The organism is uncultured Chitinophaga sp. (genome assembly GCF_937898475.1).
Taxonomy (GTDB): domain Bacteria; phylum Bacteroidota; class Bacteroidia; order Chitinophagales; family Chitinophagaceae; genus Chitinophaga.
Map to the genome: position 1 here is coordinate 205719 of NZ_CALEJS010000025.1, position 20739 is coordinate 226457.

General features: G+C 50.6%; 19 protein-coding genes and 1 pseudogene. 2 read left to right on the top strand and 18 right to left on the bottom strand.

Annotated elements, in window-relative coordinates:
* Positions 1 to 7: 7 nt before the first annotated feature.
* The gene (locus Q0577_RS17005; RefSeq protein WP_298738303.1) at positions 8 to 1588 is read left to right on the top strand and encodes a RagB/SusD family nutrient uptake outer membrane protein; all 1581 of its coding nucleotides are present in this window, start codon (positions 8 to 10) and stop codon (positions 1586 to 1588) included.
* Between the two features lie 140 nt (positions 1589 to 1728).
* Here the strand turns inward: Q0577_RS17005 and Q0577_RS17010 are convergent, their stop codons facing one another.
* A complete protein-coding gene (locus Q0577_RS17010; RefSeq protein ID WP_298738305.1) occupies positions 1729 to 3084 on the bottom strand; it encodes a GH1 family beta-glucosidase in 1356 nt (451 codons plus the stop codon).
* A gap of 78 nt (positions 3085 to 3162) precedes the next feature.
* Between Q0577_RS17010 and Q0577_RS17015 the strand changes: the two genes are divergently transcribed.
* Positions 3163 to 4215 carry a formylglycine-generating enzyme family protein gene (locus tag Q0577_RS17015; RefSeq protein WP_298738307.1) on the top strand — a complete coding sequence of 351 codons (1053 nt, stop codon included), beginning with the start codon at positions 3163 to 3165 and terminating at the stop codon, positions 4213 to 4215.
* Between the two features lie 5 nt (positions 4216 to 4220).
* Here Q0577_RS17015 and Q0577_RS17020 read toward each other — a convergent pair whose 3' ends face one another.
* The 17 genes and pseudogenes from Q0577_RS17020 to hisB all read right to left on the bottom strand — a co-directional run bounded on the left by Q0577_RS17020 (position 4221) and on the right by hisB (position 20698).
* Entirely contained in the window at positions 4221 to 5807 is a 1587-nt protein-coding gene (locus tag Q0577_RS17020; RefSeq protein WP_298738309.1) for a M56 family metallopeptidase, read from the bottom strand.
* 12 nt (positions 5808 to 5819) lie between these two features.
* Positions 5820 to 6179 (bottom strand): BlaI/MecI/CopY family transcriptional regulator, encoded by a 360-nt coding sequence (locus tag Q0577_RS17025; protein WP_298738311.1) that lies wholly within the window; start codon positions 6177 to 6179, stop codon positions 5820 to 5822.
* A gap of 168 nt (positions 6180 to 6347) precedes the next feature.
* Complete coding sequence (locus Q0577_RS17030) at positions 6348 to 6827, bottom strand: hypothetical protein (RefSeq protein WP_298738313.1); 480 nt, start codon at positions 6825 to 6827, stop codon at positions 6348 to 6350.
* A gap of 254 nt (positions 6828 to 7081) precedes the next feature.
* Complete coding sequence (locus tag Q0577_RS17035) at positions 7082 to 8206, bottom strand: TlpA disulfide reductase family protein (RefSeq protein WP_298738315.1); 1125 nt, start codon at positions 8204 to 8206, stop codon at positions 7082 to 7084.
* Positions 8207 to 8392: 186 nt separating this feature from the next.
* Positions 8393 to 9478, bottom strand: coding sequence for a TlpA disulfide reductase family protein (locus tag Q0577_RS17040; RefSeq protein WP_298738316.1), 1086 nt, complete (start codon positions 9476 to 9478; stop codon positions 8393 to 8395).
* Between the two features lie 23 nt (positions 9479 to 9501).
* Positions 9502 to 10095: a bifunctional phosphoribosyl-AMP cyclohydrolase/phosphoribosyl-ATP diphosphatase HisIE gene (hisIE, locus tag Q0577_RS17045; protein WP_298738318.1), complete on the bottom strand. Its 594-nt coding sequence runs from the start codon at positions 10093 to 10095 to the stop codon at positions 9502 to 9504.
* 20 nt (positions 10096 to 10115) lie between these two features.
* Positions 10116 to 10871, bottom strand: coding sequence for an imidazole glycerol phosphate synthase subunit HisF (gene hisF, locus Q0577_RS17050; protein ID WP_298738319.1), 756 nt, complete (start codon positions 10869 to 10871; stop codon positions 10116 to 10118).
* Between the two features lie 13 nt (positions 10872 to 10884).
* Positions 10885 to 12045, bottom strand: coding sequence for a 1-(5-phosphoribosyl)-5-[(5-phosphoribosylamino)methylideneamino]imidazole-4-carboxamide isomerase (gene hisA, locus Q0577_RS17055; protein WP_298738320.1), 1161 nt, complete (start codon positions 12043 to 12045; stop codon positions 10885 to 10887).
* A 4-nt stretch (positions 12046 to 12049) separates the two neighbouring features.
* Positions 12050 to 12643 carry an imidazole glycerol phosphate synthase subunit HisH gene (gene hisH, locus Q0577_RS17060; protein WP_298738321.1) on the bottom strand — a complete coding sequence of 198 codons (594 nt, stop codon included), beginning with the start codon at positions 12641 to 12643 and terminating at the stop codon, positions 12050 to 12052.
* 7 nt (positions 12644 to 12650) lie between these two features.
* Positions 12651 to 13424 carry a tryptophan synthase subunit alpha gene (gene trpA, locus Q0577_RS17065; RefSeq protein WP_298738322.1) on the bottom strand — a complete coding sequence of 258 codons (774 nt, stop codon included), beginning with the start codon at positions 13422 to 13424 and terminating at the stop codon, positions 12651 to 12653.
* Between the two features lie 52 nt (positions 13425 to 13476).
* Entirely contained in the window at positions 13477 to 14682 is a 1206-nt protein-coding gene (trpB, locus tag Q0577_RS17070; protein WP_298738372.1) for a tryptophan synthase subunit beta, read from the bottom strand.
* 45 nt (positions 14683 to 14727) lie between these two features.
* Positions 14728 to 15333 (bottom strand): annotated as a pseudogene (locus tag Q0577_RS17075) (phosphoribosylanthranilate isomerase); the annotation flags it as partial.
* A gap of 45 nt (positions 15334 to 15378) precedes the next feature.
* The gene (gene trpC / locus Q0577_RS17080) at positions 15379 to 16173 is read right to left on the bottom strand and encodes an indole-3-glycerol phosphate synthase TrpC (protein WP_298738324.1); all 795 of its coding nucleotides are present in this window, start codon (positions 16171 to 16173) and stop codon (positions 15379 to 15381) included.
* On the bottom strand, positions 16170 to 17162 hold the full coding sequence (gene trpD, locus Q0577_RS17085) for an anthranilate phosphoribosyltransferase (RefSeq protein WP_298738326.1): 993 nt from the start codon (positions 17160 to 17162) through the stop codon (positions 16170 to 16172). Before trpD ends, trpC begins: the two co-directional genes overlap by 4 nt.
* Before the next feature lie 93 nt (positions 17163 to 17255).
* On the bottom strand, positions 17256 to 17831 hold the full coding sequence (locus Q0577_RS17090) for an aminodeoxychorismate/anthranilate synthase component II (protein ID WP_298738328.1): 576 nt from the start codon (positions 17829 to 17831) through the stop codon (positions 17256 to 17258).
* Positions 17831 to 19240, bottom strand: coding sequence for an anthranilate synthase component I family protein (locus Q0577_RS17095; protein ID WP_298738330.1), 1410 nt, complete (start codon positions 19238 to 19240; stop codon positions 17831 to 17833). Before Q0577_RS17095 ends, Q0577_RS17090 begins: the two co-directional genes overlap by 1 nt.
* A 321-nt stretch (positions 19241 to 19561) precedes the next feature.
* Positions 19562 to 20698, bottom strand: a complete 1137-nt coding sequence (gene hisB / locus Q0577_RS17100; protein WP_298738331.1) for a bifunctional histidinol-phosphatase/imidazoleglycerol-phosphate dehydratase HisB — start codon at positions 20696 to 20698, stop codon at positions 19562 to 19564.
* Between the last annotated feature and the right edge of the window lie 41 nt (positions 20699 to 20739).

Here is a 20739-nt window from a genome sequence, read left to right on the forward strand (position 1 = left end):
CGCAATCATGAAAAAACTAAGCATACTTCTTATAGCAGCAGTGACCTGTTTCTCGTTTACAGCCTGCAAAAAAGATTTCCTGGACCAGCAGCCACAGGATGCCGTATCCCGTGAGTCTTACTGGAAAACCACTTCCGATGCCGTTAATGCCGTGAACAACTGCTACCGCAGGCTGGGAGATGTAGATAACCGCCTGTTCATTTCCTGCGCTACAGACGACAGCTATTCCTGGAGCAACTGGCCCAGCGATGTACAATATGTGGGTAATGGCAGCGCTACCGCAGGTACAGGTATGTTTGCCAATTTCTGGAGTAATTTTTACCGGATGATCGCCTCCTGCAATGATGTGCTGGAGAACATACACCGCGTACCAACGCTGGACGACAGCCTGCGCAACCGCCTGATCGGCGAAGCAAGGTTTATCCGTGCCTTTGCTTACCAGCAGCTGATAGGCCTGTACGGTGACGTTCCCCTGGTAACGCATATCCTTGCAGTGAATGAGTTCAATGCCACCCGTACGCCCAGGGCACAGGTAGCAGATTTCATTGTAAAAGAGCTGGACACTGTCAGCAATTTCCTGCCGGTTTCCTACCCCGCCGCTGATTACGGACGAGCCACCAAAGGCGCTGCCCTGGCCCTGAAAGCAAGAACCCTGCTGTACGAAGGCAAATATCCCGAAGCAGCAGATGCCGCCAAAGCAGTGATGGACCTGAACACTTACATCATTGACAATAACTACCTGAGCCTGTTCAATGGCACCAACAAAACCAGCAGGGAGATCATCCTGGCTGCGCAGTATGTTAAGAACACCCTGCCCAATGCAACGGCCACCTGGATAGGCGGTCCTACACTGGGCGGCTGGTCGCAGGTAGTGCCGCTGCAAAAGCTGGTAGACGCTTATGAAGCTACCGACGGTAAACCCATCGATCAATCTGCCGTATATGATCCTGCTCATCCGTTTGATAACCGTGATCCCCGTTTAAGGCTCACCGTTATTGTTCCGGGAGAAACCGTAAACGGCCTGACCATCGATGTTACCAAACCCAATTCTATTGATGCGCTTAGCAAGAACAATGCATCGTTCAGCGGCTACTACTACAAGAAGTATGTGCCTGCAGATATTGACGGCAGCTGGGATCGCAACTCTTACAACGATATTGTGCTGATGCGTTTTGCAGAAGTGCTGCTGACTTATGCGGAAGCTAAAATTGAGCAGAACCAGATAGATGGAACGGTGTATGATGCTATTAACCGCGTGCGTCAGCGTACCGGTGTAATGCCTGCCGTAACGGCTGCCACTGCGCCTACACAGGCAGCGCTGAGGGAAGTAGTGAGAAGGGAAAGACATGTGGAGTTTCCCCTGGAAGATAATCGCCTGTTTGATATACGCCGCTGGAAGATTGCCGCAACGGTAATGTCTGGCCCTGCGTATGGCATACTGAATAACTTTAACAATGAAAGAGCGGATTACGGTCAGCATGTACTGGTGGAGCAGCGCTCATTTAACCCTGCGAGGGATTATTTGTGGGCGGTGCCGCAGAGTGAGCGGTCTATTAGTCCGAATATTTCACAGAATGATAACTGGTAAGCGCGTGATGCTTTTGCGGGTCTTCTTTCCCTGGCGGGGAGGAAGACCCGTTTGTTTTTTAAAGGTTTGCTTCGGCCCGGCTCCCCGGCCCGATGGGCCTCGCAATGACGCGACAGGAGACCGATTCAAAGAGGGATGTTTTAACCCGTCAGTAATTGTTTAAACCAATACCCCGAATCTTTTATGATCCGTTGCTGTGAATTAAAATCAACGTATACCAGGCCAAAGCGTGCGCGGTAACCTTCGGCCCACTCCCAGTTGTCAGTAAGCGTCCATGCAAAATAGCCATCCACCGGTACGCCTTCTTTCCTGGCCTGTAGTACGGCGCCAAGATAATCCTGGAAATAACTGATACGCGCGGTATCCCTCACAGCTGCCCCGTTGGGCTGATCATGGAAAGCCGCCCCGCCTTCTGTTACCATAATACGGCGCACACCCGGGTAAGCGGCAAACTGTTTCAGCACCGCATACATGCCGGAGGCGCTGATCTCCCAGCCCAGGGCTGTTACCGGTACTTTACGGTACCGGGGCTTTACCTCAGAAATACCTATAAGGGGCATGAATGCATTATAGCGCACCACCAGCGGGAAGTAGGTTTGTACGCCTATGAAATCAAAATCAAAGGCCATCTTATCCCAATCGCGCCAGAGCGCATAACGCCGTTCTATCCGTTGCAGCAGCGGCATATCTTGTACCGGGTAACCCATACCCAGCGCAGGTTCCAGGAACATGCGGTTAAAGAGCGCGTCTGCCTTGCGTGCCGCCTGCAGGTCTTGTTCACTCTGTGTATAGGGAACGATATGCGAACAGGAATAGGTAGTGCCGATAACTGCCTGCTTCACTTCATCCCTTATCACCCTTGCACCGGCGGCCTGCGCCAGTACCACGTGATGCACGGCAGGCAGGAAATAAGACAGGCCGAATTTACCAGGCGCATGTACGCCCAGCATATATCCCAGCGAGGTGAAACCAAATGGCTCGTTCAGCACGATCCAATGCTTTACCTTATCGCCGTACTCCCTGACCACAATACGCACATATTCTTCGAAGGCAAAGACAACGCCGCGGTGGCACCATCCCCCCCTGGATTCCAGCGCCTGCGGCAGATCCCAGTGATAGAGGGTTACATAAGGCTGCAGGCCCAGCTCCAGGCAGGCGTCTATCAGCCGGTGATAAAAGGCGATGCCGGCGGGATTGATGGCGCCCGTGCCGTTGGGCAGTATACGTGTCCAGGAAATGGAGAAGCGGAAAACGGAGAAGCCCAGCTGCCTGGCCAGCAGCAGGTCCTGTGGGTAACGATGATAAAAATCTGTGGCAATACGGGCATGGCTCTTGTCCCTGATCCTGCCCTTACGCTGTGCAAAAGTATCCCAGATGGATTTACCGCGGCCGTCTTTATCATGTGCGCCTTCATTCTGAAAAGCAGAAATTGTAACGCCCCATTGAAAATCATCCCCGAAATCATGACGGCTGAAAGGTGCGGTAAACTGTTGCATATGGTCAAAACAATGCAGTTTACAATTCTTTAATTAAAAAAATCATTATTTTATTGTTAAGGCTTTTATTTTTATACTATGTACCAACCAAACTTTCTCTTCCTGATGCTATGTGCCGGCGTGCTGGCCTCCTGCGGGAACGGCGCCAATACCCCTGCAGCAGCAGACAGTACGAATACGACAACCACTACAGACAGCCTGCAGCACATGGTGCTGATCCCGGGCGGCAGTTTTGTGATGGGTGCAGCCGATGATATGGCACTGGCAGATGAACAACCGGTGCATACCGTGCACGTTGATTCGTTCCTGATGGATGAGCACGAAGTCACCAATGCTGAATTTGCCGCCTTTGTGGCTGCCACACATTATGTAACAACGGCAGAAAAACCGATCAGCAAGGAAGAAATAATGCGGGAGTTACCCCCCGGATCGCCGGAACCCGACAGCAGCCTGTTGCAGGCCGGTTCGCTGATATTCTCACCGCCAGATCATGCAGTACCGCTGGATGATGTATCGCAATGGTGGGCCTTTGTACCGGGCGCCAGCTGGCGGCATCCCGAAGGCCCTGGCAGCAGCATCACTGGCAGGGAACAACACCCGGTGGTACATATCTCCTGGGACGATGCCAACGCCTATGCCCGCTGGGCGGGAAAGCGGCTGCCCACAGAAGCAGAATGGGAGTATGCTGCCCGTGGCGGCCTTGCAGAGCAACCCTTTACCTGGGGCGGAGAAGCCATCACAGCCGGCCAGCCAAAGGCCAATACCTGGAACGGGCATTTTCCCTATGAGAATACAAAGACCGATGGATTTTACAATACAGCGCCTGTAAAAACCTATACCGCTAACGGTTACGGGCTGTACGATATGGCGGGTAATGTATGGGAATGGTGTGCAGACTGGTACGATGCCAATTACTACCAGCAAGTACCCAACGCTGCACAGAACCCTGAGGGACCGGCAAAAGGATTCGATCCCGCAGACCCTTCTGCGCCCAAACGGGTGATCAGGGGTGGTTCCTTTATGTGCAGCGATGAGTATTGCAGTGGTTACAGGGTAACAGCAAGGATGAAGACCACTCCTACATCCGGGCTGGCTAACCTTGGATTCCGTTGTGTGAAAGATATAAAGTAGGCTTATTACTTAGTGCCTTCGATGGTCTTTACATTTATAACGCCATTTGCACCTTTGCTGCCATATATTGAGATGGCATCGCTTGATTTCAGCACCTCGATAGACGTAATCTTATCCTTTTGCAGGGTATTTACAGCAGTGGGCGATGCGGCAACACCATCTATGAGGAACAAGGGCTGATGTGAGCTGTCTACCCCTCTCAGGGTGAAGGCAGCCTGTATGGCAGTATCCGCCCTGAGCTGCACCTCTTTCCCGGGATAAGTCCTGGATACTCCCGCATCCGGTTTTGCGCCTTTGTAGCCTTTTGTATATATTTCGATCACCCCATTTCTGCCTTCTTCGCCGTAACGATTTAATGCGTGGTCATACTTCAGGACGTTGATCGCGTCAATATCATTTTTATCTACCTGCATTGGCATAGTGCGCCCCTGTTTTACACCATCCAGCACATACAGCGGAGCTGTTGCCGGGTCTGAAGATGGCACATCCAATGTCACTACCTTTTGCGGAGAAGGCGGTGGTGGCGGAGGCGTTGCGTGCTTACCAGATGGAGCGGGAACGCGCGGAGGAGGCGGAGGTGGAGCAGGCACATTACCGGGACCAGCGGGCACCGGGGGCGTTGCCGGTACTACCTGGTCAGGATTTGTGGGTGCAACAGGTGCCGGGGCCGTAACAGGCGCCGGCGGAGCGGGCACCGTATCGGCAACAACAGTAAGCTGCTTACCGTGGAAGGCAGCCCGGCTGAAATTCAGCGACAACAAGGCCGTCGCCACCACGCCACCCAATACAAGGTAGCGCAGCAGGTTATACTTTGCGGAACGTTTCTGGTTCATCATTTTAATTCTGTTTTTCAGATGTGAGAAATTGAAATTGTTTGCGATGGCCGTCGCGTATGGAATTCCACTAACTTTTATCAGGTTGTATTGATATGCTTTGGGATCTGCTCCCTGCTGCAGCATGCGGCGGTCTGTAATAAATTCCAGGTTCTCCCGTATGGCGGCTTTCATCAGCCAGGCGCCGGGATTGAACCAATAGAAAATATTATTCAGCTCTGCCGTGAGCACGTCTACGGTATGCCATTCCTTTACATGCACCAGCTCGTGCCGCAGGATGGCATCCAGCTCAGCCGGCTGATGCAGGGAAGGATTGATGTAGATATGGCGGAAGAAAGAGAAAGGATTGATGCGGCTGTGCAGCAGCTTTACCGGATGCTGTTGCAGCAGGCCTCGCTGCGATGTACGATGGATGCGCCACAAGGCGGACAACTGCACCATAAAACGGATAGCCATTACCACCACGCCTGTCCAGAAAATATACACCAACAGATGCCACCAGGTAAAACCGGCTGCCGGTTGCGCCTGCAGGGCGCCCAGGTCTGGCACATAGGCTACTACCTCTTCTATCTTCTGATGGCTTTCCAGCAGGTTATTCACATCTACCAACGGGAATATGGAAGAGCACACGATGCCCGCCAGCAGGAAGAAACGGTTCAGCACATAGAACGTGAGCCTTCTAAGCCCCCAGCGGTAAGCAAGGAAGAACAGCGTAAGGGCTATATTGGCTTTTAACAGGTATATCAATAATGCAGGCATGTTAACAGGTTTTTATCCGTTCTTTTCAATCATCTTGATGATCTCTTTCAGCTCCTCTGGACTGATCTTCTTTTCTTTGGCAAAGAAAGTGACCAGGGCCTTGTAAGAGTTTTCGAAATAGCTTTTTACAAAACCGTTCATGAATTTCTTTTTATACTCCTCCTCGGCTATCAGGGGCGTATACTCATATACGTTACCTGTTTTACGGCTTTGCAGAAAGCCTTTCTTTTCCAGGTTCTTGATAGTGGAGGCAAGCGTGGTATAGGGGGGCGCCGGGGCCATATGGGCCTCCAGGAAATCTTTTACGATCCCTTTGCCGGTTTGCCATACCGCCAACATGGCGGCCTCTTCCTGCTGCGTCAGCTTTTCCATATATTGCTGTTTAGGATACTAATTTACGACCTTTTCGTAAATCTACGAATATTTCGTAATTAAACAAATAAAAATATGGCTGGCCGGTTTTGACCTGCAAACATGTTTACGAGCAGAACGTTTTCAATCATTTTTCAGGATAACTATACAGTATTTAACGGGCGTGTTTTACTGCTGCATGTCTTCAGACAGTGCAAAGGCGGGAACCTGGATATCTGTTACCCTGAGGGTCTTGAATATTTTCAGATCGCCATCCAGCGATACTCTCAGTATTACGCGGCGGCTGTCTTTCTGAAGGGAAACATAGTAACTGTGGCCGTCAATAGCATGGTTCATCTCCACGCCGCCAACGTACTTATAGCCTGTATACTTTTTCTGTATCGCGCTCAATGCGGGCAGGGTGAGGCCGTTGAAGCGAACGTTACGGGTTACGGCAATCCTGTTACCGTCATAGTCAAAATAGGCTTGTACGGGCTGACTGCACTCCGTGAAACTGATAACAACAAAAGCTTTTTTCTCGTTCCACGATACATTGGAAGCTTCGGGGAAGGCAGTATGGAAACCTGCATTTACTTTCCTGTTGCCACCGGTTTGGGCCATTGCGGCAGATGATGCTAGGATCAATGCTGCCAGGATCAACTTTTTCATAATGCGCTGTTTTAGCGTTAAGTAATAATCAGTTGATCTCTAACAGGATGCCAATCAGGAGAAAGTTGCTAATACATTAACAGTCAACACTAACGCAGTGCTTCCAATATCTTATCCTGTCCGTTTGCGGACATTATTTCTCCGAAACGGACAGGAAAGGTTTTAAAATTTGAGCGTTTGAACGTTTGATAATGCCCTACCAATGCAGGACGCCTTCAAACATTCAAACGCTCAAACTTTTTAAACTGTATTAGTTACTTTATGACTTCCCCCAATTTGGATTCGAGGGCTTCACCGCGAAGGTTCTTGGCGATGATAACACCCTGGGGGTCTATGAGCAGGTTCTGGGGGATGGCACGTATGCTGTATAATTCTGCGGCGGCGTTCTTCCAGCCTTTCAGGTCGGATACATGGATCCAGGAAAGATTATCCATCTGGATAGCGGCCAGCCACTTGTCTTTTTTATCATCGAGGGATACACCCAGTATTTCAAAGCCTTTTTCCTTGAACTTACTGTAGGCCCTTACCACATTCGGGTTTTCTGCACGGCAGGGGCCACACCAGCTGGCCCAGAAATCTACCAGTACATATTTACCCCGGAGGGAAGTCAGGCTTACCGGTTTGCCATCGGCACCGGCCTGTGAGAAGTCGATAGCGGGCTGCCCGATAGCTGTTCTCTTGGCAGCGTTCAGGCGTTTTACAAATGCCTGCCCGGCCTGTGAACGCTTCACTTTTCTGGACAATTTATTGAATACCGGTTCTACATCGGCGGGATTGATCTCATAGCCAGCATATTCATTCAGCGCGTACATGGCGATGGGAGAAGCGGGGTTTTTGTCGAGATACTGCCGGGTAATGGATTTCTCCTTTGCCTCCAGCTCATCGAAACGGGGCTCCAGCTTCTTCATGCCTTCTTCATCCTTAGACATGTACAGCTGGCGGTATTCTGCCTGCAGGGATTTGATCCGGGTGGTAACATCCTGCAGCATATCATTCAGCTCTTCATAAGCGTCATTGGCTGCAGAGCCCTTTACAACGGCCTTGCTGATAGAATCCTGTGTATTGATGGTGATCACGCCCTTATCCATAAAAAGCGTCAGTACGTCGCGTTTCATTGTACGGGGCATATCGGCAGGCTGCTCCACCTCCATCATGAGGCTGGCCATCGCCGGCTCCTTAATGGAGCCCCTGAACGTGAAGCGGCCATCCTTTACGGTAGCGCTGTCCAGTGAGGCGTCGTCGCCTCTACGTATCTTCAGGTATACTTTAGCAGGCTTTTTAAGCTGCGCCACTGTTCCTTCAATAGTAAACGGTTTCTCACCCTGTGCAAACAAGACTACCGGCGCCAATAGCACAGCAGTCAGTATAGCTCTCTTCATAATAGTATTACTCCATTTTGCTTTCGAATGACAAATTTGGGGAAACAGCAGGGCAAAGTCAAACTGATTGTGATAAGCGGAGCGGGTTGTAAAAAGTGGTTAGCCCTTAGTTATTAGTGATCAGGGCGTGCAGCAAGGCCTGCCTGCACCCTAAGGACTAATGACTAAGGACTAACAACTAACGACTTATTTCAATATTTCATTCAGCTTAGCTTCCAGGGCCCCGCCGCGAAGATTACGGGCAACAATGCGGCCCTGCGGATCTACCAGGAAATTGGAGGGAATGGAACGGATGCCGTACTGTACAGCTACGCCGTTGTTCCAGCCCTGGAGATCAGATACGTGGGTCCATGACAGGCCATCCTGGCTGATGGCGCGGGTCCAGCGGCTCTTATCCTGGTCAAGGGATACGCCGAGGATGGTGAAGTTCTTATCCTTGTATTTATTGAACACCTTTACTACGTTCGGGTTTTCCTGGCGGCAGGGACCACACCAGCTGGCCCAGAAGTCTACCAGCACATATTTACCGCGGAAAGAGGACAATTTAACCGGTTTGCCATCTACATCATTCTGGGCAAAATCTTCTGCCATCACACCAATACCGCTCAGTTTCAGGCTCCTGATATACTGGCTTACGCTTTCCCCATACTTGCTGGTTTGCAGGGATTTATCGAGGCCGGTGAACAGGCGTTCAAACTCGTCGGGCTGCAGGCGGGGTCTGAGCTCGTTAATGAGCATCCAGAGACTGGCCAGCGCTTTAGGGTGTTGCTGTATAAAGGTTCTTCCCATGCTTACCACATCTTCACTGAAACCGGCGGCCTTTTTACGGAAGGCCTCCTTGGCGGTCTCATCATCCCCTGCAATACCGGAAGCTTCTGCATTCAGCGCCTGCGCCCGGGCAATCAGGGGCTGGAAAAGCTTTTGATATTCCTGCAGGGCTTTGGTATTGTCATTCCCCTTTAAAGTACTTGCAATCGGGTATTTGTCCAGGCTGGTGCTCAGCTCCTGGGGTGTTGGCCCTGGCACAAATAACATTGGGTAGTCCATTCCTTCCAGGATGAGCGCATGCACTGAGGGCTCCTTGGTTTCCTTTACTTTGAAACTGAACTGCCCGTTCTTCAGCACAACGGAGTCGTTTGGTGCATTATCGGCATCGTCAAACAGGTAGAGTTTTTTCCCATCAGCACCACTAAGCGTTCCGGATATGGTATATTGAGCGTTGGCAACCGTGGCACAGGCAACAGCGCAGACCGCTAAAAATAACTGCTTCATTGTATAAATATATAAAAAATAATCTACTTGTGTCGCTCTTTCAGCACGTTCAGCACATTAGATAAACGGTAGCCTTTGGCATTGAGCAGCACCAGGTAGTGGAACAGCAGATCGGCCGCTTCGTTCAGGAACAACGTTTCGTTGTCATCCTTTGCCTCTATCACTACTTCCACTGCCTCCTCTCCTACTTTCTGGGCTATTTTGTTGATGCCTTTGGCAAAGAGGCTGGCGGTATAAGACTTTTCAGAAGGATTATTCTTCCGGTCGGTGATCACGCTTTCCAGCTTGGCCAGGAAATCATTGCTTACATTCTGTTCATCCCAGCAGGTATCTGCGCCGGTGTGGCACACCGGGCCTACCGGGTTGGCTTTAATGAGCAGGGTATCGTTATCGCAATCTGGTTTAACGTCCTGCAGCAGCAAAAAATTGCCGCTTTCCTCGCCTTTGGTCCATAAACGTTGTTTGGAGCGGCTGTAGAAGGTCACCTTTTTCTCCTGCAGGGTTTTGTCCAGCGCTTCCTGGTTCATATATCCCAGCATCAGTACCCGCAGGGTGGCTGCATCCTGTATGACGGCAGGCACGAGGCCATCGGGTGATTTCTTAAAATCGATATCCATGTAAAGAAGCTTTTAGCGCTTTAAAATCTTATGTTGATCCCTTTATTGTAAAGGTATGTTTTAAGGGCTGGTATCTCAATCTCTTTGTAGTGAAAGATACTGGCGGCCAGGGCAGCGTCTGCCTGGGCATTCTCAAACACTTCTGTAAAGTGTTCCATGGTACCGGCTCCGCCGGAGGCGATGACGGGTACGTTGAGATTTTGTGATAGCTGCGCGGTAATGTCCAGCGCGAAGCCCTGCTTGGTGCCGTCATTGTTCATGGAGGTAAGGAGAATCTCACCTGCGCCGCGGTCTACCGCTTCCTTTGCCCAGTCAAAAGCTTTGGTGGTGGTTTTTACACGGCCTCCGTTGAGATATACGTACCAGTCGCCATCTTCAAAGCGGGTATCTATAGCGAGCACTATGCACTGGCTGCCGAACTCGCGTGACAGCTCATCCACCAGCTCCGGTCTTTTGAAAGCAGAGGTGTTTACAGATATTTTGTCCGCCCCGGATTGCAACAGCACATTTACATCTTCCACCGCGGCAATGCCGCCACCCACCGTAAAGGGTATATTAATATGGCGTGCAATACGCGACACCAGTTCTGACAAGGTTTTGCGCCGCTCATTAGTAGCGGTAATGTCAAGGAACACCAGCTCATCAGCTCCCTGCTGCGCATAAAGCGCCCCCAGCTCTATAGGATCCCCTGCATCGCGTATATTCTCAAAGTTCACCCCTTTTACGGTACGCCCGTCTTTGATGTCCAGGCAGGGGATGATACGCTTAGTTAACATGTGTTACGCCGTTTTAGTGATACTTGTTTAGTAGTTGATGCAGCTCCGCCATCGGGATATTGCCTTCATAGATGGCTTTACCGATGATGACGCCGCTGCAGCCTATTTCCTGCAATGTTTCAATGTCTTTTCTGTTGCTAACGCCGCCGCTGGCTACAAAGTCGATGTTTGGAAAGCGCTCCAGGATCTTACGGTACAGGTCAACGGAGGGACCTTGCAGCAGTCCGTCTTTGGCGATGTCTGTACAGAAGATGTGATGCACGCCTTTCTGAATGTTCTGTTCCAGGAAGTCAAACACAGAGAGCGAGGTGGTTTCCAGCCATCCGCCAACGGCGATATTCTCTTCCTTTACATCGGCGCCCAGGAAGATCTTGTCTGCGCCATATTGCTTTACCCATCCGTAGAACAGTTCCGGGTCTTTTACGGCAATGCTGCCGATGGTAGCCATTGCTGCGCCGCTTTCAAATACAATATGCAGGTCTTCCGCGGTTTTGATGCCACCGCCAAAATCTATTACCAGGGAGGTTTTGGTGGCAATGGCTTCCAGCACTTTCCAGTTTACCACCGCGCCTTTTTTAGCGCCGTCAAGGTCTACCAGGTGCAGTCGTTTTACGCCAATGCCCTCAAACGATTTGGCCACTTCCAGCGGATGCTCGTTATATACTTTTTGCTGCGCATAATCGCCCTGCGTAAGGCGCACGCATTTACCGCCGATAATATCGATGGCGGGTATGAGTGTAAAACCCTCTTCTTTATTCAGCCTCAGTTCCATTCTGCAATAGATGATACTATTCTTTTCAAAGTATTCGCCTTCGCGGTAAAACCCATTGCGTGCATAGAAGTCCTCTGCTGTCTGCCGCGCGTGGCACCATAGCAGCGATATGCCCGCATCCCAGCAGTATTCTTTTACCTCACCTATCAGGAAGGAGCCATATCCCTCTCCCTGCGATGCAGGAGCGGTGGCCATCTTTCTTAACTGGGCCTGCTGTCCGTCAACGAAAAGGGAGCCTACCGATACCAGGCCATCCGGTCCGAATATGCCAAAATGCAGTGCGCGGTCATCATCGGGTAACCGCACGGAATCCAGCGACTGACCGGGATACAGGGCATCCCTTCTCAGCGGCAGCGCCTCTTCAGTAGTGATGTGTCTTATTAGAGATATCGAAGGTGCCATTGTCTTATAATTTCAGGAAACTGTCCAAAATGTTCTGTCCCAGGTCTGCCGATTTCTCCGGGTGGAACTGTACCGCGTAGAAATTGCCTTTCTGCAGTGCAGCACTGTAGTTGATCACATAGTTGGCAATAGCCACGGTATCCGGCGACAGCGCCGCATAGTAGCTGTGCACAAAATACATGTAGCTGTTCTCCGGCACGTGTTCAAATATTGTGCTGTGCAGGTTGGCGATATTGTTCCAGCCTATCTGTGGTATTTTTAACAGGTTGGCTACAGGCGACTGAAAGCGCTTTACCTCTACATCAAAGACGCCCAGGCAGTTGGTATCATTTTCTTCCGAATGTTTGCACAACAGCTGCATACCCAGGCAAATACCGAGCACCGGCTGTTTCAGGCTCAGGATCACTTTATCCAGCCCTCTCTGCTGCAGATACTGCATGGCCGTACTGGCCTCTCCCACGCCGGGAAAGATCACTTTATCTGCAGAGCGGATCTCTTCAGGATCGTCGGTCACAATACCGTTAACGCCTATCCGCTCCAGCGCAAACTGCACTGAGCGGATGTTACCGGCATTATATTTTATGATAGCTGTTTTCATAATTTATTTATGCTCCTTTTACAGATTGAACAAACTGTTGCACTGTTCCTTCAATATCTTTATTGTTTTCAATGGCCTTTATAAAAGCGGTGCCAATGATGGCGCCATTGCTGTAAGTGCAGGCGGTATCAAAGGTAGCTTTGTCCTTAATACCAAAACCAATGAGCACCGGGTTCTTCAGCTGCATGGCCTTCAGCCTTTCAAAGTAGGCCAGCTGTGTTTTCATATCTTTATCCTTACCGGTGGTGGAAGAAGAAGATACGGCGTATACAAAACCCTTGCTGTGCGCGTCTATTTCGCGAAGACGTGCATCGCTGGTTTCGGGTGTTACCAGGAAGATAAGGTGCAGGCCGTACTTTTCAAACAGTGGTTTATACTCTTTGTCATATTCCGCCATTGGAAGGTCGGGTAATATCAACCCGTCTACCCCTGTTTCAGCGCATTGCTGCAGGAATGCTTCCACACCAAATTGCAACACCGGGTTCAGGTAGCCCATCAGGATCACCGGCAGGTGGATGGTTTTGCGGAAATCTTTCAGCTGGGTGAACAGTTTTTTAAGGCTCATGCCGTTCTGTAAAGCACGTGTGCTGCTTTCCTGGATCACGGGGCCATCTGCCAGCGGATCAGAAAAGGGCATACCCAGCTCAATCATATCGGCGCCGGCGGTTTGCAGGGAGGTCATCACCCGCAAAGTATCTTCCGGACCGGGAAAACCGGCCGTGCAGTAGATGTTTAAGATTCCGTGCTGTTTATTGGCAAAAAGTTGATCTATGCGGTTCATAAATAGCTTTTAGCTGTTGGCTGTTAGCAACTGGTGGCCAGCCGCCGGCAGCTCATTTTAAGTGATTCATATAAGTTGCCATGTCTTTATCGCCGCGGCCGGAGAGGCATACCACCACCACATTTTCCGGTTTCAGTACCAGGTCTTTCAGGCGGGCGAGCGCGTGAGATGATTCCAACGCGGGGATGATCCCTTCCAGGCGGGTCAGCTCAAAAGCTGCGGCCAGTGCTTCATCATCAGTAGCGTGCATGAAGCGGGCGCGGCCTGTTTCAAAAAGGTGGGCATGCAGCGGGCCAACGCCTGGGTAGTCCAGCCCTGCTGAAATTGAATGCGGCTCCACGATCTGTCCGTCTTCCGTTTGCATCAGCAAGGTTTTGCTGGCGTGTATCACGCCTGGTTTACCCAGCTGGGAAGTAGCGGCAGAGTAGCCGCTGTTCACACCTTTTCCCGCGGCTTCCACAGGTATCAGCTGCACCTTTTCATTGTCCAGGAAATGAAAGAAAGCGCCGGCAGCATTACTGCCTCCGCCTACGCAAGCCATCACATAATCCGGGAAGGCGCTTCCCGTTTTTTCCAACAGCTGCTGTTTGATCTCTTCACTGATCACCGACTGGAAACGCGCTACCATATCCGGGTAGGGATGCGGGCCCACTACAGAGCCGATAATATAGTGCGTATCCACCGGGTTGTTGATCCAATCGCGGATGGCTTCATTGGTAGCATCCTTCAGGGTGCGGCTGCCGCTGGTAGCAGGTACTACGGTAGCCCCCAGCATTTTCATGCGGGCTACGTTGGGCGCCTGCCTTTCAATATCTACGCTGCCCATGTATACTACGCATTCCATACCCATCAAAGCACATACGGTAGCAGTAGCCACGCCGTGCTGCCCGGCTCCTGTTTCTGCAATGATGCGTTTCTTACCCAGGCGCTGAGCCAGCAGTATCTGGCCAATGGTGTTATTCACCTTGTGCGCACCCGTATGGTTCAGGTCTTCACGTTTTAGGTAGATATTGGCCTGGTACTTTTCAGACAGGCGGCGGGCCAGGTAAAGCGGGGAAGGCCGTCCCACATAATCTTTCAGCAACTGCGTGAACTGCTGCTGAAAGGTGCTGTCTGCCATGATCTGCATGTAGTTCCGGCGCAGCTCTTCCACGTTAGGATACAGCATTTCAGGTATATACGCTCCTCCAAATTTACCGTAGTAGCCATTTTCATCTACATGATACCTGGAGCCTTTAGTGTTTACCGCAATCTCCATCCTTTGTTGTTTTATATCGCTTGATTGAATTGCTTTTACAAACTGCTGCACAACAGGCAGCACTTTAATGCCCGGCGACTTTTCAAAACGGCTGTTCACATCTACCGCATACAACAGCGGCAATTGCAGGCTGCTTAGTTCGGGAGCATGCTCCGGACCAATACCACCGCTCAGGAAAAAGGGCTGCTGAAAGGGATAGCTTTGCAGCAGCTGCCAGTTAAATTGTAAACCGGTACCACCGTAAGCATGTGCACTCGCCGTATCAAACATGAAATAGGTGGTAACGGGCACATACGGGGTCATTTCCTGCCAGTCTATCTCATTGCCTATACGAAAAGCTTTGATCACGGGCACCAGCTGGCGTATCTCAGCGCAATACTCCGGTGATTCATTGCCATGCAGCTGCACCATATCGAGGCTGTAATCTGCCACGGTACGTTTTACCAGCTGCAGGTCGGCATCTACAAACACCCCTACTTTCAGGATGCCGGTAGTTTCTCTTACCGTGCGGGCATCCAGCTTATTGCCCGCAAAGCGGGGAGATCTTTCGTAAAAGATAAAGCCTGCATAGTTCACCCCATATTCTACAAGCGCCCTGAGGTCTTGTGCCTGGGTAATACCGCATACTTTTATGTTGAGTTGACTATCCATTTTTTCTGTTGAAGGCTGAAGTCGTAACGCTGAACGCTGCCTGCGTTATGCGTTAAGCCTAAGCGTATTTACAAAGCTTTCAAATGCCCGGGCCGGGTTTTCCTGTTTCATAAAGTACTCCCCTATCAGGAAGCCCTGGAAACCGGCCTGCTGCAGTGTAGCGATGGCCGCAGGATCATTGATGCCGCTTTCTGCCACTTTAATCTTCCCCGCGGGGATCATAGGCGCCAGCTCACAGGAGCGGTTAAAATCCACGTTAAAGGTAGTAAGGTCACGGTTGTTAACCCCTACCAGCTGCACATCATCCGTCACCTTTTCCAGCTGGGATGCGCTATGCACTTCCAGCAGCACTTCCAGTCCGAGACCGCCGGCAAACTTTGCCAGCCGTGCTACCGTTGCTGCGGTAAGGCATTCCGCTATCAGCAGGATCACATCTGCGCCAATAGCTTTTGCTTCCAGTATCTGGTATTCATCTATCACAAAATCCTTCCGGAGGATAGGAATATTATTCAGGGTACGCGCCTGCTGCAGATCATCTGATGAACCGCCGAAATATTTCTCGTCCGTCAGTACAGACAAACCGGCGGCGCCGTAACGGGTATACGCAGTAGTAACTTCCTGCACGGTTACATTGCCGTTGATAAGCCCCTTGGAAGGAGAACGCCGTTTGAACTCTGCAATGATCCCTGTTTTAGCAGGGTCCTGCAGGAATCTGCTTAAAGAAAGCGGCGTACGTTTGAACCAGGGCGCCTGTTCCAGCTCGGCAGCCGGCCGCATTGTTTTCCTGGCGGCTACTTCTGTTTGTTTGTGCGCTACTATTTCGTTGAGGATATTTTTCATTGTAAACTGATCAGTTTTTTGAATGATTCATGTGCCGCACCTGACTCCAGGGAAGTAACCGCCGCCTGGAAACAATCTGCATAGTCTGCATACTTACCCATGCAATATAATCCCATAGCAGCATTGGCGAGCACAACGGAGTTCTGTGCCCAGGAGCCTTCTCCCTTCAGTATCTTCATAAAGATCTTCGCAGACTCTTCTACAGAGTTGCCGCCATAGATGTCTTCCGGGTGCACTTTGCGGTGGCCCAGCTGTTCCGGCGTCCAGTCCTGCTCTCCTTTATTGGTAATAATGCGGGCGTCGGTGGTCAGTGAGATCTCATCATATCCATCGAGGCTGTGTACGATCACAAATTGTTTGTCTGTTTGCTGGAAGAGGTAGTTATATACCCTGGCCATTTCCAGGCTATATACACCTATCAGCTGGTATTGGGCAAATGCAGGATTTACCAGTGGGCCCAGCATATTGAAAAAGGTACGCACACCCAGCTGGCGGCGGATGCCCGCCACGTGTTTCAATGCAGGGTGGAACAGGGGCGCATGCAAAAAGCATACACCTGCTTCTTCCAGTTCTGCGCGCAGTTTAGCATCATCGTTCTTGAATTTATAGCCGGCTGTCTCCATCAGGTTGGAAGCTCCGCTAATGGATGATACACCGTAGTTACCATGCTTTGCCACTTTACCGCCCGCACCGGCTACAATGAAGCAGGACAGCGTAGAGACATTGAAGGTGTTCTTACCATCGCCGCCCGTACCAACAATGTCCAGCACTTCGTAACCGTTCAGGTTTACCGGTATGCAAAGCTCCAGGAGTGCATCACGGAAACCCAGCAGCTCATTTATTGTAATGCTGCGCATCAGGAAAACGGTCATGAAAGCAGCCAGTTCGCTTTCATTGAACATGCCTTTGGAAATGCTGATGAGAATATCTTTGGCCGCTTCGCGGGTGAAGGTCTTATGTTCGAAAAGGTAGTTTAATATCTTTTTCATGTGACTTACATTAGAAGTATTAGCTGTTGGCTGTTAGCTGTTGGTTATTAGCCTGGTGCGATCAGCTAAAAGCTAATCGCCAGTAGCTAATGGCTATATATTCAGCCAGTTCCTCAATATTTTTTCACCTTGCGGCGTCAGCACGCTTTCGGGGTGGAACTGCACACCGCTTACATCGTATTTTGTATGCTGCAGCCCCATGATATACCCGTGTTCATCGCGGGCAGTGATGGCGAGTTCCGCCGGCAGGCTTTGTTCTTCCACCACCCAGGAATGATAACGGCCAACTTCCAGCTGATCCGGCAGGTTGTTGAACAGGCGGCCTTCGCGGGAAACGATGTTCACGGGTGTGGCTACGCCGTGATACACATCTTTCAGGTTTACCAGGTTGGCCCCGAATGCCTGCCCGATAGCCTGCTGCCCCAGACATACGCCCAAAATGGATTTAGTGGGTGCATACTGTTTAATAAGCGGCAGCAACAGACCTGCTTCTTCAGGAATACCAGGTCCCGGAGACAGGATGATCTTATCGTAATCATTGATCTTTTCCAGCGGTATTTCATCATTGCGGTATACGGTCACTTTCCCGTTAATGATCTTTTCTACCAGGTGCACCAGGTTATAGGTAAAAGAGTCGTAGTTATCGAACACCAGAATATTTGTCATCATCAGAGCTTTTGCGCCAGCAGTATGGCCTGTTTTAATGCATTGAGTTTATTGTTCACTTCTTCCAGCTCGGAGGAGGCTACCGATTTGGCCACTACTCCGGCGCCTGCCTGGTAATACAATGTATTGGACTTACTCAGCATGGAGCGGATCATAATGGCATGATTGAAGTCGCCGTTGAAGCTTACAGCGCCGATACATCCGCCATAGAAGCCACGGGCAGTAGGCTCATACTGATCAATGATCTGCATGGCCCTGTATTTGGGCGCCCCGCTCAGGGTACCTGCCGGGAAAGTGGCTGCCAGCAGTGAGAAGGGATTCATATCGGGTTTGATCTGGCCTGTTACTTCGCTCACCAGGTGTATCACGTGAGAGTAGTACTGAATCTTGCGGTAAGACGCTACTTCTACGTTAGATGCATGACGGCTGAGGTCATTACGGGCCAGGTCTACCAGCATCACATGCTCGGCATTTTCCTTGGGATCCAGCAGTAATTTATCGGCCAGCTGCTGGTCCTGCACATCATCTCCCGTGCGGCGGAAGGTGCCTGCTATGGGGTGGATGGTGGCCTTCTTATTTTTTATCACCAATTGCGCTTCGGGAGAGGATCCCATCAGCTTATAATCGCCATAATCAAAGTAGAAGAGGTAAGGGGAAGGATTGATGGAACGCAGGGCGCGGTACACATTGAATTCGTCTCCTTTATATTGCTGACGGAAGGCCCTGGAAAGCACTACCTGGAACACATCTCCACGGAAGCAGTGTTGTTTGCCCTGTTCTACCATCTGCATGTAGTCGGCATCCGTCATATTACTTTCTTCATCGCCCAGTGCTGTAAAGCTGTAGGTAGGCACATCTTTGTGCTTTATCAGCGATTCTATCAGCTCAAACTCGCTGTCCAGTCCATCCACCTGGTTTTCGCAGAGATACAGTTCATCCTTGAAGTGGTTGATCGCTATCACGTATTGATAGAAGCGATAGCGCATCAGCGGTATGGTACTGCCATTGGGCTTCTGCTTGTTGAATTCAATGGTCTCAAAGAACTGTACGGCATCGAAAGTAGTGTAACCAAACAGGCTGCGTACCACCGGGAGGGGCGACTGGCCCGTAAAGCTGAAATTACCCAGGAACTGCTGCAGCTCATCCAGCACGCTCTCCTTACTTTTCAGCTGCTTGCGCTCTACAGGCAGGTTGGGATACTTGAATTCAAAATTGCTGGTAGAAGTTACTTCGATGCCTGCGATGGGCTTTACGCATATAAAGGAGAAGCTGTTCTCACTGGCGCGGTAGTCTGTACTTTCCAGCAATACGGTGCCCGGGAACTTATCGCGCAGCCGGAGGTAAATGCCAACCGGGGTATATACATCCGCCAGCATCTGTTTGGATCTCGTTTTTACTTGAATGGTACGCATGTTGGTTTGAGCTTTAGGCTTTATTAGCTTTTCGCAATGGGCTTAAAAGAGAGAAGGCCCGCTGTGTAACAGCGAGCCTTCAGAATGAGTTTATTTCTTACGAAACACGGCACTGTAACACAGTATCAGGATTTGATCTTGTGCCACCACCAATGTTTGTATGTCATGTTCTTATTCATTGCATCGCAAATATGGGTGGTTTTTTCAAGAAATGCAAATTTTTTTTAAGCTTCCAGCTGCCGGCTATTAGCTATGCGCGGTATATCGGGTACCCTCCCCACAAATCACTGCTAAAAGCCAATAGCCAACAGCTAACCGCTCTTATAGCACCCCTTTGGTACTTGGCAGCTGCAAATTCATCGGATCCCGCCTTACGGCCATTTTGATGGCTTTGGCAAAGGCCTTGAAGATGGCTTCTATCTTGTGATGTTCATTCTCACCGTCCGCCTTGATGTTCAAATTACAGCGGGCGGCATCAGCAAACGATTTGAAGAAGTGGAAGAACATCTCCGTAGGCATCTCGCCTATCTTCTCGCGGTAGAATGCGGCATCCCATACAATCCAGTTGCGGCCGCCAAAGTCGATGGCCACCTGCGCCAGGCAATCATCCATGGGCAGACAGAAACCATAGCGCTCCATGCCTCTTTTGTCTGCCAGGGCTTTTGCCATGGCCTCGCCCAGGGCAATGCCCGTATCTTCTATGGTATGATGTTCATCAATGTGCAGGTCGCCTTTGGCTTTGATGCTGAGATCAATGTTGCCGTGCCGGGCAATCTGCTCCAGCATATGGTCAAAGAAACCAAGACCGGTTTCAATGTGTGCCTGGCCTTTACCATCCAGGTTGAGGGAGATACTGATATCTGTTTCCTTGGTAGTGCGTGTGTGCGTAACGGTACGCAGGCCAAGTTTCAGGAACTCGTATATTTTGGCCCAGTCGGTAGATTCCAGTGCGATCACCGGTTTGAGGGCGTCTGCTGCACCTTTGATCTCGCCGCTGCCCAGCCCTGTGCCTTCGTTCATCCAGATGGCTTTGGCGCCCAGGTTCCTGGCCAGCTCTACATCGGTGATGCGGTCGCCTATCACAAAGGAATTAGCCAGGTCATACTCAGCTGAGAAATACTTTGTAAGCATACCCGTGCCCGGTTTGCGGGTAGGCGCGTTCTCATGGGGGAAAGTGCGATCTACGTGTACGGCGCTGAAGCGCACGCCTTCGTTCTCAAAAGCGCGGATGATCCGGTCTTGTACCAACCAGAAATGCGCTTCAGGAAAAGACCCGGTGCCAAGCCCGTCCTGGTTGGTGACCATTACCAGCTCATAATCCATTTCTGCCGCTATCCTGGCCATATAGGTAAACACTTTGGGATAGTATTCAATTTTTTCCAGGCTGTCGATCTGGTAGGTGGGCGGCACTTCTTTGATAAGGGTACCGTCGCGATCTATGAAAAGTACTCGTTTCATCAAATTAATTGATTGTGTTAAAAGATGACGGGCATGGATGA